The sequence below is a fragment of the Spongiibacter pelagi genome (assembly GCF_014705705.1).
GTDB classification, from domain to species: Bacteria; Pseudomonadota; Gammaproteobacteria; order Pseudomonadales; family Spongiibacteraceae; genus Spongiibacter; species Spongiibacter pelagi.
In genome coordinates, this window is sequence record NZ_JACXLD010000018.1 from 1 (window position 1) to 12,551 (window position 12,551).

At 49.8% G+C, this 12,551-nt stretch carries 10 protein-coding genes and 2 pseudogenes; 3 read left to right on the forward strand and 9 right to left on the reverse strand.

The genetic code is table 11. From position 1 onward, the window contains the following. Nucleotide 1: 1 nt before the first annotated feature. A complete protein-coding gene (locus IB286_RS14725; protein WP_317889777.1) occupies nt 2-169 on the forward strand; it encodes a helix-turn-helix domain-containing protein in 168 nt (55 codons plus the stop codon). Between the two features lie 201 nt (nt 170-370). On the opposite strand, the gene IB286_RS14730 is transcribed toward IB286_RS14725, so the two are convergent. Together IB286_RS14730 and IB286_RS14735 are read right to left on the reverse strand one after the other, a co-directional pair. Continuing rightward, entirely contained in the window at nt 371-1,492 is a 1,122-nt protein-coding gene (locus IB286_RS14730) for a CaiB/BaiF CoA transferase family protein (RefSeq protein ID WP_317889776.1), read from the reverse strand. A gap of 149 nt (nt 1,493-1,641) precedes the next feature. Then, nucleotides 1,642-2,541 carry an alpha/beta hydrolase gene (locus IB286_RS14735; RefSeq protein ID WP_190766877.1) on the reverse strand — a complete coding sequence of 300 codons (900 nt, stop codon included), beginning with the start codon at nt 2,539-2,541 and terminating at the stop codon, nt 1,642-1,644. 85 nt (nt 2,542-2,626) lie between these two features. Between IB286_RS14735 and IB286_RS14740 the strand changes: the two genes are divergently transcribed. Further along, complete coding sequence (locus IB286_RS14740) at nt 2,627-3,595, forward strand: IS5 family transposase (protein WP_040803804.1); 969 nt, start codon at nt 2,627-2,629, stop codon at nt 3,593-3,595. A 174-nt stretch (nt 3,596-3,769) separates the two neighbouring features. Here the strand turns inward: IB286_RS14740 and IB286_RS14745 are convergent, their stop codons facing one another. Beyond that, nucleotides 3,770-6,118: a TonB-dependent receptor gene (locus IB286_RS14745; protein WP_317889778.1), complete on the reverse strand. Its 2,349-nt coding sequence runs from the start codon at nt 6,116-6,118 to the stop codon at nt 3,770-3,772. A gap of 605 nt (nt 6,119-6,723) precedes the next feature. Here IB286_RS14745 and istB point away from each other — a divergent pair. Next, nucleotides 6,724-7,488 (forward strand): annotated as a pseudogene (gene istB, locus IB286_RS14750) (IS21-like element helper ATPase IstB). A 64-nt stretch (nt 7,489-7,552) separates the two neighbouring features. Here the strand turns inward: istB and IB286_RS14755 are convergent. The 6 genes and pseudogenes from IB286_RS14755 to IB286_RS14780 all read right to left on the reverse strand — a co-directional run. Continuing rightward, nucleotides 7,553-8,260, reverse strand: a pseudogene (locus tag IB286_RS14755) (IS256 family transposase); the annotation flags it as partial. 51 nt (nt 8,261-8,311) lie between these two features. Continuing rightward, nucleotides 8,312-8,503: a hypothetical protein gene (locus tag IB286_RS14760; protein WP_190766881.1), complete on the reverse strand. Its 192-nt coding sequence runs from the start codon at nt 8,501-8,503 to the stop codon at nt 8,312-8,314. 416 nt (nt 8,504-8,919) lie between these two features. Further along, nucleotides 8,920-10,491: an AAA family ATPase gene (locus IB286_RS14765; protein ID WP_190766883.1), complete on the reverse strand. Its 1,572-nt coding sequence runs from the start codon at nt 10,489-10,491 to the stop codon at nt 8,920-8,922. An 84-nt stretch (nt 10,492-10,575) separates the two neighbouring features. Next, on the reverse strand, nt 10,576-11,235 hold the full coding sequence (locus IB286_RS14770; RefSeq protein ID WP_190766885.1) for a hypothetical protein: 660 nt from the start codon (nt 11,233-11,235) through the stop codon (nt 10,576-10,578). A 94-nt stretch (nt 11,236-11,329) separates the two neighbouring features. Further along, on the reverse strand, nt 11,330-11,875 hold the full coding sequence (locus tag IB286_RS14775) for a hypothetical protein (RefSeq protein WP_190766887.1): 546 nt from the start codon (nt 11,873-11,875) through the stop codon (nt 11,330-11,332). A gap of 16 nt (nt 11,876-11,891) precedes the next feature. Continuing rightward, a complete protein-coding gene (locus IB286_RS14780) occupies nt 11,892-12,413 on the reverse strand; it encodes a 5' nucleotidase, NT5C type (RefSeq protein ID WP_190766889.1) in 522 nt (173 codons plus the stop codon). Nucleotides 12,414-12,551 lie beyond the last annotated feature (138 nt).

A 12,551-nucleotide genomic window follows, 5' to 3' on the forward strand; every position in this document is an offset into this window, starting at 1 on the left:
GGTGCGAAAGTCCCTTGCACTGGACTACATGGAACAGTCCCGCATAAGCATCACCGAGATGAGTTTCATGCTGGGGTTTAACGATACCAGCAGCTTCACCAGGGCGTTTCGGCGCTGGACAGGCAAATCTCCACGGGACTTCCGTCGCGAGCGGAGCATTGAGCCGTAGCAGACCAAAGAGACAAAATGTGATCCCGAACTCACCGTAACAGTTATTCGTAGAATTTATGCTGATTTCAGCGGTTGCCTTGGAGGCAGGGTTGGAATCCAGCGCGCTCTTCTGTCGTTTGAATCTGCACGCCGTACACGTACTTGGGTAAAATCAGGGCCTCAACAGGTAGGACAGCACGCCCGGTTGTAGTTTCCTGGCTCACCTGCCCAGTATCTCTTCGTTGTGTTGACCCAGCCGCGGGATAACGCCCATCTCCTGTGGGGTCAGGCTGAAGCGGGGGGCGGGTGACGGTAGCAGGAATTCCCCATCCAACACGAAGCAGCCGCGCTCCCTGTTATGGGGGTGCTCCGCCGCCTCGGGCAGGGTCAGTACCGGCGCGAAACAAGCATCGGTACCCTCCAACAGCTCACACCAGTGAGCTTGAGGTTTACTGGCGAACAACGCGGTCATTTTCTGCCGAGCCGCCGGCCAGGTTTTCGGGTCGTGCTGGCGAGTAAAGTCAGGGTCATCTCCAAACCCACACAGCGCAATCAGTTCCCGATAAAAATTTGGCTCCAAAGCCTGCACGGTGATGTAGCGGCCATCGGCGCAGGCGTAAGTGTTGCACCAGTGCGAACCAGCCCGGAAGAACGTCTCTCCCGGCTCCTCGCTGATAGCCCCCTCAGCGCGGACGCTCGCCAGCAGTGTTTGGTTATAGGCCGCCCCGTCGCAGATGGCAGCATCGATAACTTGCCCTTCCCCAGTGGCCTTGGCATGCAGAAGAGCGGAAAGAACCCCGATCAGAAGCATGTTCGAACCAGAACCGATATCGCCCAGCACTGTGGGGGGGGGATAAGGCGTGTCCCCCGGCAGGCCCCCGTAGTGAAGCACGCCGGAAATCGCTAGGTAGTTGAGGTCGTGGCCGGCGCTTCTGGCAAGGGGGCCGACCTGCCCCCAACCAGTCATGCGCCCGTAGATCAGGGCGGGCCTGCGCTCGAGGCAGACTTTTGGGCCAAGTCCCAGTCGCTCCATAACCCCCGGGCGGAAACCTTCGATCAATACGTCAGCCTCCTCCACCAGGCGCAGCACCGCGTTGATGGATTCCGGAATTTTCAGATCCAGCGCAATCGATTTTTTTCCCCGCCGAAAAAAGGCGGATTCGATGACGCCACCGACACCGGCCCCATTGGGGTTCTCTGCCGCGCGCTCCACCAATATCACTTCGGCCCCCAGATCCGCCAGCATCATACCGGTAATGGGACAGGGGCCGATACCGGCGATCTCTATCACTTTTATTCCTTCAAGTGGCCCCATGGGTACCATCCTATCTTTTGTCTTCATTCCCCCGTGTCAGGTCAACAGGGCCTACTGCCAGCAGGACCCTAGGCTCTGAATCGACGCGAGGGCGACCAGCTTCCGCTCGGCCTCTGCGACCACCGGGCGCAGAAATTCGTAGAATTTCCGAGAAGTATCTAACTAATTGGTGACAATTAATTCTTAGAGGTCTCTGACGGGTTCATTTTATTTTCCAAAAACTGACAAGCCTGGGATATTGATTTTTTTGCTTCTGGCAAAAAAGTAAACAATTGAAAAACGTGCATCATCCTTGGCCAAATCTTCACGATTACATCTCCACCACACGACTTTAAAGCATTTTCAAGCAATATAGGATGCCTACGAAAAATTTCATCGCCCCCGGCTTCAACCAAAATTGGGGGAAGGTTTCTTAAATCGCCATTTAAAGGTGAGATCATGTAGTTGCTTTTATCTTCATCTCCAAAATAAGCATCCATTAAGGGGAACGCATTTTCAGTAAACATAGGATCAGATTTTTGAAGATCAGAGTAATCATATTTTGACCAATCACAATCTACAGCAGGAGAAATCAGCCATAGTGCACAAGGGTGTTTAAGACCAATTTCTTTTATTTTCAACATGGTCGCTAAGGCCAGGTTACCACCAGCCGAATCACCTGCAATACAAAGCCTAAAATTAGCTCCCGTAATTTTTTTAACAATTTCTTGGTAGACAGTTACACAATCCTCAAGTGCAGCAGGGAATGGATGCTCTGGGGCCAAACGGTAGTCAGGAACAATCACAACACACTTGAGCTCCTTCGCTAAACGGGAGCAAAACCGCTGGTAAACTTTAGGGGAATGTGAGACGAATCCACCGCCATGAAAGTAGAGTAACGCTTTTGAGGAGTCACACCCTCGCGGCTTTATAATATGGGCAGAGACATCTTTATATTTTTTATTACAAATACTAACGCCGAATACTTTCCCAAAGAAGAAGAACTCTAGAAAACTCATCCTTTTACGAAATTTTTTAACATTTGCATCTTCACCCCACAAAGACCGCAATAATATTTTGCATATTTTATTCAGCAAAACAGCTCTAAAACTAGGGCATCTCTGATTAATTCTTCCGATGAGGGATAATAGGATCTTCGCTCAACGGCCCCGAGAAAATACGATGAAGCAACTCTCTCTGACAGATAACTTTGAGAAGCACCGCAAGAAAACCCGTAAGGAGCAGTTTCTCGAAGACATGGATCGCATCATTCCCTGGCAAGGATTGGTGGATGCCATCACGCCGTTTTATCCCAACCCGCAAGGTGCGGGGCGTCGTCCTATCGGCATTGAGAGAATGCTGCGCATCTACTTCTTGCAACACTGGTTTCAGCTCTCTGATCCCGCCGCTGAAGAGGCGATTTACGATTCCCGTGCTATGCGTCGCTTTGTCGGTATTGACCTGGGCACTGAGCCTGCGCCGGACGAGACAACCATCTGCAAATTCCGCCACCTCATGGAAAAACGCAATCTGGGAGACCAGTTCTTCCACCTGGTTAACCAGTATCTGAAAGAGAATGGCCTGAAAGTGAACCGCGGCACCATCGTTGATGCCAGCATCATCAGTGCGCCCAGTTCGACCAAGAACAAGAAGAAGCAGCGCGATCCGGATATGCGTCAAACCAAGAAAGGCAACCAGTGGTACTTCGGAATGAAAGCCCATATTGGCGTGGATACGGAAACCAAGTTGATTCACTCGGTGGTGGCCACGGGCGCCAATGTTCACGACTCGGTCGTCATTGGCGACCTGCTGCATGGCGAGGAAGAGCTGGTCTTTGGTGATTCGGCTTACAGTGGAAAAGGTGACGCGATCAACGAAGCGGCTCCCAATGCACTGGATCTGACTCAGAAGAAAGGTAGCCGCCACCAAACATTGACGGAAGCTGAGCGCGACTTTAACCGTAGAAAATCCAGAGTTCGTGCGCGAGTGGAACATGCCTTCGGCGTCATGAAGGGCCAGTTTGGCTTCAGGAAAGTCAGATACAAGGGGTTGGCTAAAAATGCCCATTACCTGTTTGCCACCTGTGCGTTAATCAATCTGGTCATGGCCAAAGAGCATTTATTGAAACAACGAGGCGCGCTACAGGGGTAGTCCGCCCGAAAATCGGGGCTAGGTGCGCCAGGCGCATAAAGGCTCTTCAAAAGCGCGCTAAATAGCGCAGAAAAGAGAGAAATGAGCGCCTGATTATTGAATTTAGCAGCCGTCATGTCGGTTCTCTTCAATTAATCAGATGTTCCCTAGGCATAAAATCTCCTTTTATTGTAATTAAAAATTAAGTCTGAGTGCAGCATGAACAGTTCGAGGCGGGTTGGTTAGCGCCCAATGAGCTCCAGGCTGAAGCGTGAGATCTCCACTATAGGTTTTAACCAGCTCATCACTAATATTTTTAACATGAACTTCTAGCCCCCAACTTTCCGAAAGACTTTTCAACCCAATTCGACCGTTATATATCCAATATTCCTCTTGATAATCATCTGGATCCAAATCCGGGTCCATATATTCCCCACCTTTAAAATTAGCATCCCCACCGAGCACAAACTTTAAGGGCCAATCCAAAATCTGGGACTCATAACTAAATGAGAAGCTACCTGACAACCTTGGAGCCCTATGTAGCTCTTTTCCAGACAAATCACATTCAGGGCTAGGAGGCAGAGCGACTAACCCCTGAACTTGATACCCGGGCTCTAGGGGAGCCTCCGTTCGGCATGGGGCATCTTTAAAATCAACAAACTTAGCATCGTTGTACCCTACATTCATTGAAAGGATCAAACCTTCAGCAGCAAGTAAAGTCATATCAAATTCAACGCCATTTGTTCGCACTTCATTTGCATTACTTTGGGTAAAGGTAAATCCGTTAAATGTTCCCAGCTGATATCCATCATATTCAGTATAAAAAGCCCCCAAATTCAACCTTAAACGTTGATCGAGCAGTGATGTTTTAACACCCGCCTCAAGGGTATCGCTGAACTCGGCATCAAATACATATTTATCTTTACTAAATGCCCCAATATTAAAACTACCAGCTCGATACCCCTGAGAAAATGTTGAATAAATTGTTACATTCTCATGAGGCTCCCAGCTTAAAGATATTTTTGGTGAAAAATCCCTAAATATAAGAGTTTCGTCCGCAGTATACCCTCCCAATAACAGCACACCCCATATTGGATACGGGCCAGCATCAGTAAGAATAGCAGTACCATGTTTCTTATCATCTGAATATCGAGCTCCTAACGTCATAACTAGATAATCAGTGATTGACCATTCAACTTGGGAAAACACGCCAAACGACTCAACATCGACAGTGAAATATCCGTCCAGCCTCGACAACTCACCATCATCATTTGTTACCAAGCCTGTAACGAGATCTAACACCCCACCGAGACCAAGCCCATCAGGAGAGAGACCACCAACATTTAAAAACTTTATAAAATCAGCATACAATGGGGTACCGACCTCTGACTCAAGGTCTGTTTCCAAATAGAACAACCCAGCTACGTATTGAAATCTCCCAGGTGGCGAAACAACTCTCAACTCATGACTTATTTGCTCAAACTCTTGATCAACGAACATTCTGACAGCATTTGCTGATTGACCATCAGTATCTGTTCGAATCGCATCATCCAAGCCAACCATTCCATAAACATAGCTGAACGTATGATCCCACTTGTCATAAGTAAATTTTATCGGAGCAATATAGCCGTTACCACTCGATTCATTTTCAGAAGAATTGAAATTCCTCCTATCAAGATTAGACTCAAATCCAGGCGTCAACACCTCACCAAGAGCTCTTAACTGGGAAGGATACTTATGAATTTCATCCGCAAAGAATGCGCCAATGTAATAATCAAGATGATAGTAACTTGCATCAATTGAAAAGTTATCGCTAATATCTGCCCTAATAGAAATTCTTGCTTGTTCAATATCTTTATTTCTTGACTTTCCACCAGTAACTAGGTTTTCTACAAAACCATCTTCTCCGGCGCTCCTTAAAGCTAAACGAAAGGAAATTTTATCCGTTAACGGACCCGATATCGCACCTTCATAGTTTTTAATGTTTCTATCGCCAGAGGCCAGATTTACAAAGCCCTCCCATTCCCTCGTTGGCATACCATGATCAATCTTTATAACCCCACCGGTAGCATTCCTACCATATAATGTTCCTTGCGGCCCTTTCATTACTTCTATTTTCGCTAGATCCACAAACCCAGGCTTTAAGAAATCTAGCCTTGGCACATAAACATCATCCAAAATGTAGGCAACCGCTTGCTCACCAATTACATTCGATTCAGCCGTTCCTATACCCCTCATATACATTGCATTGAAATCTGTATTTATTGACACATTTGGCAATAACCTAGCCATATCTGTTAAGTCTGATATAGCTTTATCTCTCATTTCATCGCCAGAAACTACAGTAAGAGCGATTGGCACATCTCTAACATCTTGCGTACGTCTTTGAGCTGTAACAGTTACTTCCTCAAGTCGATACCCTTGACCTCCGTTTTCGGCAAGTGAAAATTCATGCTCAGAGCACAAAACTATAAGAAGCATTAAAGGCAGAAACCGAATGTTCATATTTCCAAACAACTCTATTATGATTTTTGATTTTTTCACATTACTCAAAAATCATCTCACTTAGCTTAGCCTATTCGTCATTTCAGTTAGCCCAACAGCACCAACCCGTGATTCAGCTATATCGCTGCGCTAGGATAGCGATACAGTACGCCCCTATGTACTTCTAGCCGAATTTAGGGTTTCAGGCGCCCCCCTCTAACACCAACTCATACATACAATCTAAGCCCTCGACGATAGCCGCCGGGGGGATGTAGGGGAATTTTCAATTTATTGCACGCGGCGTCTGGTTCCCGCCTTTGTCCGTCACCATTACGACACCTCAGGGCTAGACAGACAAAAACGGGATCGCGGTTGAAAATCACTCAACGATAGGTGCTGTGACCCAATGGTGCTTCAAGAGAAACACACATCATGGGATTGCCCATAATTAACCCAACGCATTGCACTCTAAGCCGGTCAAGACCGTGATCTCAATCGCGCCGAAGGCTTAGTCTTTACCGGATTTGAGCGAGATGCAAACTCTTGTGGGGCAACCACAGCGACCCCAGCCATTAACCCCCCCGCCTTGAAACTGGTCACAGAACCGCTGGCCAACACGGCCCGCTATGACAAGCTGAGGAGAACACCCCATAAACACTGATGCGATGGTCGCCACGCTGAAGTCCCTGAAGCTGCACGGCATGACCGATGCGATCTCAACGCTCTCTGAGCAAGCCTCACCGGCTTACCAGAGTGCGCTACCCGTGCTGGATATGCTACTTAAAGCGGAAGCGTCTGAGCGCGATGTGCGCTCCACCCAGTATCAGATGAAGGTTGCGAAGTTCCCGGCTTACCGTGACCTGACCGGCTTTGACTTCCAGCAAAGTATGGCCGATGAAGCGCTGGTGAAGTCACTATACCGCTGCCAGTTCCTGGAGGATACCCAGAATGTCGTCTTGGTCGGTGGGCCGGGCACGGGCAAGACTCACCTCGCTACGGCCATCGGTGTGCAGGCTATCCAGCATCATCGTCAGCGGGTGAGGTTCTTATCCACTATTGAGCAGGTCAATGCCCTGGAACAGGAGAAACAGCAGGCTCAACAAGGGCGGCTGGCAAATCGCTTGATACACACCGATCTGGTGATCCTGGACGAGCTTGGCTATCTGCCGTTCAGCCAAGCCGGCGGGGCGTTGCTGTTCCATCTGATCAGCAAACTCTACGAGCGCGCCAGCATCATCATTACGACCAACCTCAGCTTCGGATAATGGTCGAGCATCTTTGGTGACGAGAAGATGACGACGGCCTTGCTCGACAGGCTTACCCATCACTGCCATATCCTAGAAACCGGAAATGACAGTGACCGACACAAACACTCGACAACGAATCAGAAGGAAATACAGGCAGGAAGAAAACCGAGAATTACGCCATAATCAGGCGAACAGGGTGGGTCAAATTTTGATGAAAATCCTGGGTCAGTTTTAAATGCAAATCAACACCCTTGAGGCCATCCACGCAGGCAATGAGGATGTTCTTCACACCGCGATTTTGGAGCTCTGTCAGGACGCCCAACCAGAAATTTGCTCCTTCACTTTCCGAGAGCCACATGCCAAGCAGCTCCTTGTGGCCTTCGAGATTGACACCCAGGGCCAGATAAATCGCCTTGTTGATGACCTGCTTGTCTTGGCGGATTTTGACCACGATGCAGTCCAGGTAGACGATAGGGTAGATAGGACCCAAGGGACGAGACAGCCACTCCACAACTTTACCGATCACAGCCTCTGTCACCTTGGAAACCAGGGTGGGCGAGATATCGACATCGTTCATCACTTTGAAGGTGGCGACGATTTCCCGCGTCGTCATACCTTTCGCGTAGAGGCTCAGGATCTTGTCATCCATGGAGGTGAAGCGGGTTTGAACCTTCTTTACCAGCTGCGGATCGAAGCTGCCCTCGCGGTCACGGGGCGTGTTTAGCTTAAACTGACCGTCCTGGGTCTTCAGGGTCTTGCTGGTGTAGCCGTTGCGGCTGTTCGCGTTGTCGGAGGGCTGGCGCCTGTCGTAGCCCAGATGCGAGTCAAGTTCGGCATTCAGCGCCGCTTCGACAGTTATCTTGGTCAGCATCTAGCTGAACTCGTTGAGATCTTTCTCAGTCTTGAGGGTTTTGGCAGCCTCACGTGCGAAGGCTTCAAGTTCTTTCTTTTTCATATTGCCTATCTTTACGCTGTAAGGGTTCAATGATAGGCGGTTTACACAGTTTTATTTACAGGCTCGGCAAATATCACACTCAACAAAATTTCCATCGCCAAAGATACTGCCGTAACTGCCTGTCTTTTGGAGACTGACGAATCCTTGCATCTCAATAGAATCATCATATTTCGTTTGGCAGATATCACAGGTCATGCTGCTAACCTCTTCTATCTCGATACAGTGTTTTGTAATATGTTTCATGGTCATTCCCCAAATTGGAATTTAAGAGTAAAAGACAAGTAATTAACTGATTTTCTCTTTATCTGTTCGATGTTTTATTTGGTTATTTATCTCATTAGAAAGCAAATACCCAACGGCCTTGCCGTTAAGCGTAATCTCATACACAACAGGTAGATCCTTTGCCAAATTCCGGAAGATCGTCGTCGACTCACGCTTTAATCTACTCATGGGTATTGTTTTAATCATCATGACGCACCTCCGTGAAGATTAAATTTTGACTCGTGCACTGATCCCGCCCTCCCGGTTGAGATGGAGCACTAATAGATAGTTTCTCGATCGCTCTGCCTTGTTCTCATCTGGGTGACGCCCTTCCGCATGTCGTGCCAAACGACGAGTGCCACCCCCAACATTGATCTGATTTTCATCGCTTTCCGCTTTCAAAGCTGTGCCAGGAAGCCCATACCCGTACCTTTCTTATTCACGGATGAACGCTTCATCAAAGCCATCAGCGCTTTTCCCGATATTTCGATACCATCGCCTTCTTTTGTATCGTTCAGAGCAGCGCTGAGGATCTTCCCAGCGTTGTTTCTGATGGCTCTGGGTGTGATGCCCATCCTGGCAGCCTCACAGATATCGCCCGCCACCATGACGGTGATACCTTCCACACCGAAGTCGTCTTTTAGTGCTTTATTGAGAATAGCGGTGTAGATTCCTTGAAGCGCTTCTGTGGGCGGAAAACCCACCTCTATGACTTTCACTCGGGACAAGATTGGTGCCGGGATCTGGTCCACCGAATTGGAAGAACCGATATAGCTGACCTCGGAGAGATTTATCTCGTGTTCTAAGAAGCCATCCCGAAATCGCGCCGCACTGTCACGTTCCAGCATCTGCAACACAGCGGACTCCGTTCCGTTGACCCCATAATCCCGTCTGAAGTTGCTCTTTTCGAACTCATCCAGGATAAAGATAGGGTTGATGTGTTGGCACTTGGCCGCTGATTTAGCCAACAACCCCGGCATCGGTTCTTTCCATCCACGCTCACAACCGGTTAATACAAAACCCGCGTCAGTCGTTGCCATTGGAATGCTTTCCATAGAAAACCCCAGGGTTTCGGCAAGTTGGAATAGGCCATGGGTCTTGCCTATGCCAGGCGGGCCATTGAGGATCATTGGCGGCAAAGTAAAGCGCGTGGCCTTAAACCGAATCGCCAAGTCCATGGCCAGGATGACCTCATCCAAGAACTCACTGAGGTGGGGTAAGGTTTCGCGAAGCGCTTTGACTTGCGTCAGGCTCTCTTCATCTGGCAACCAGCGTGAGACGGGCTGGCTCAGGCCCTCCATTGTATTCCTGAAGAGGTCAGACTGCGGAAACGGCAAAAGATCCGCTTTTGCAGAGATATCGATCTTATCGGCATTGACCAGAAACTGAATACCACTGCCTTTGGTGGCATCTTGGAGACGTACGGTTTCATCTGTTTCAGCGCCTTCGTCGCCCTGTCCGTCACCATAGACCAGTGCTTTGCCCTCCTCGGTTAAGTCGTAGTGCGCTACCTTTTCCAGATCCTGAACGCCAAACTCAAACTCCGGTATTCCAAATTCATAGGGCTCCCTCGCTCTCGGTATCTTGACTACAATCTCGGGCTCCCAGTCGCCAATCAAGGCCAGTGTGTTATAACTCCCTTCGACGGACATGCCATACACCGCGTTAATATTGATGACTTGAATACTGTATGGCGAAATCAGCTCTGCCTTGATGCGATCATGGAAGTCCAGAATCTCATCCAAGACCTGCTCCATGTCTTCCAGGCTGAAGAAGGTGATGCAGGTCTCGCGGTCAATGGCGTTGAATTCCGCAGTATGCCAACGTTGGAAGCTGTTCCGCATAACAGCGGTGTTCAGGGACTCCGCCAACTCCAGGGCCTGGGTGCGATTCACCACGATAATGCCTCTGAACAGCATCCTGCTGATCTCTTCACGCAGGGCTTCGATTTTTGATGAGGTGTTTTGCATAGACGCACCTTTCCTGTGGCCGCACTGAGTACTCATGCGACATTCGAGTCAATATTGGGGGGGTTATTTGTTGTTAGCGGCTAACTAACGACTGTGAGGTGAAATGCCTTTCAGGAGCCATGGCACCAGCGACTTGCGGAAGAAGCGGTTGGCCAAAGCGGGCAATAACTCCGCGGGGGTGTGATGAAATCGCAGGTTGCCCTTCTCAATCTGGGTCAGGCAATACGCGTAGAGCCCTTTGCGGTTCCAGGCTCTTAGGTGCTCCAGCATCCGTAAACCCTCGGCCTTGCCAATCCAGCGGGCTTTCTCCTGTCGGACAATGTGCTCTGCCAGGAAGACCATCGCCATGGCCAAGGCTTGGCATTCACTGTGAGACAGGCTGCCGACAGGGGGTGCGTCCTCGTCACTTCCTTGGTCCGGCCTGACGTGTTTAACGTCAATGTGGCTATTGCCTAGATGGATATCGAGGGCTGCTTGAGAGAGAACAGGCTGACACATCAGGTCTATCTGGACCTGAATGCGCTGATGAAGCAACTTAAGGAGGTGACTTTTGGTCCCCACTCGGCGTCCATCCTGGCCACTCAGGAAATGGTGTAAGGCTTCCCAGTTATCTTCTTCATCACCTATCCCAAAGATCGGGACCAAGGCATTACCGGTGAGCGTTGCACCGACCATGCTGACAAACTCTTCAATCACATCGCTGAGCAGCGTCAGGCTCAGTTGTACGGGGACTCGTGTCTTCATCGCGTCTTCCTCGTTCTCAAGATCAGAAATGGGCTATTGATTGCCTTTCCTGACTTGCTGGGTATTGGGGTCTACTTCGTTTGCTCTAAGGGGGTCAGTACCCGGCCTTAAATGCCGGATACAGCACCCTAATCAGTTCATGACCCAAGGGTTCGGTCAGTTCTGAGGGGTGATAGGTAAAGCAGGCCTGCTGCGCATAGAGCCACTGGCTGAGCTTCTGCACCCCGTTGCCTTTACCCGGCAATACCGCGGCACAGTGCGTCACCACCACATCAATCGGCTGCCAGGTGGCCAGCATCTCGATCAAGGCATGGGCCATCGTTTGGCACAGTGGCAGACTCAGCGCGATTTGCGGCAGGAAAGGCCTAGGCTGTGGGAAGGGGCAACTGCCACGCTCCCAGAGCTGCTCAGACTGAGTGCGGAGCAAGGTCGCCATGTTCTCACGAACGTGTTCAATGTCGACCGGCTTACACCTTCCTGTCAGTTTAATAGATTGCAACCATGCTGCGATGGCCTCGGCATTACTGGCTTCCCAGCCCTCACCCAGTCGCATCACTAGGCCATCCTTAAAGGGGCTTTGCCACTGGCTTGCAATCTGCAAGGCCATCACCTCAATCGATCGGGATTGAAAACTCACCATGGTGGATACCTCGCGGTTACTCAGAAAAAAGGCCAATGTCAGGATGGAACAACACGCTGCGCCAATCAGGATACTTCGGAGACCCAAATGGGATCAGCTCGCCCGCAAAATTCTCCTGCCCTTTGCCGGCCACCCGGTCATCAATCAGATAGTCACCTTGCAGCAGCGCTTTATTGGGACAGATAATCAGCCGGTAGGCAGCCTCAAAACCGAGGTGCTCCTCGACCCATAGCCGCTTCTCGGTATAACTGTGAGGGTTGCGTACTGAGGGCGCGGTGAGGATATAGACCGAGGTATTGGCTAGCCCACTCAGGTGATGAAAGGACTCCACTGCACGGGGTAAGGGCTGTAGGCCCACAAAGAAGCCAACCTGGCTCTGCGGATAGGTGATCTCCGGCGACTGAGCTTGGACTTCATGATACCGGCCTCGGAAATCACACAAGGTGTCGTCCATGTCGATATAAATCACCCGGTCGCTGGGGGGCGGAGTAGGATGGCGGGTGACTGCTTGCTCCGCTGCTGATATTGGCTTAAACATCACCATCCTCCTCTTTGGGGTCCTAGGGATTTTGCCCCCAAATACTGCAAAAACCGCTGAAGTCCCCGTATTTACTGGCCTCCAAGCCACTATTAATTTTAATTTAGCTCAAGTTTCAGTATCTTCTTCGGCCTTTGG

Excerpts from the sequence above, each read along its gene's own strand:
- IB286_RS14775 (WP_190766887.1), bottom strand. The coding sequence starts at position 11,875 with ATGGTGAGTTTTCAATCCCGATCGATTGAGGTGATGGCCTTGCAGATT.
- IB286_RS14740 (WP_040803804.1), top strand. The coding sequence starts at position 2,627 with ATGAAGCAACTCTCTCTGACAGATAACTTTGAGAAGCACCGCAAGAAA.
- IB286_RS14780 (WP_190766889.1), bottom strand. The coding sequence starts at position 12,413 with ATGTTTAAGCCAATATCAGCAGCGGAGCAAGCAGTCACCCGCCATCCT.
- IB286_RS14765 (WP_190766883.1), bottom strand. The coding sequence starts at position 10,491 with ATGCAAAACACCTCATCAAAAATCGAAGCCCTGCGTGAAGAGATCAGC.
- IB286_RS14760 (WP_190766881.1), bottom strand. The coding sequence starts at position 8,503 with ATGAAACATATTACAAAACACTGTATCGAGATAGAAGAGGTTAGCAGC.
- IB286_RS14770 (WP_190766885.1), bottom strand. The coding sequence starts at position 11,235 with ATGAAGACACGAGTCCCCGTACAACTGAGCCTGACGCTGCTCAGCGAT.
- IB286_RS14730 (WP_317889776.1), bottom strand. The coding sequence starts at position 1,492 with ATGAAGACAAAAGATAGGATGGTACCCATGGGGCCACTTGAAGGAATA.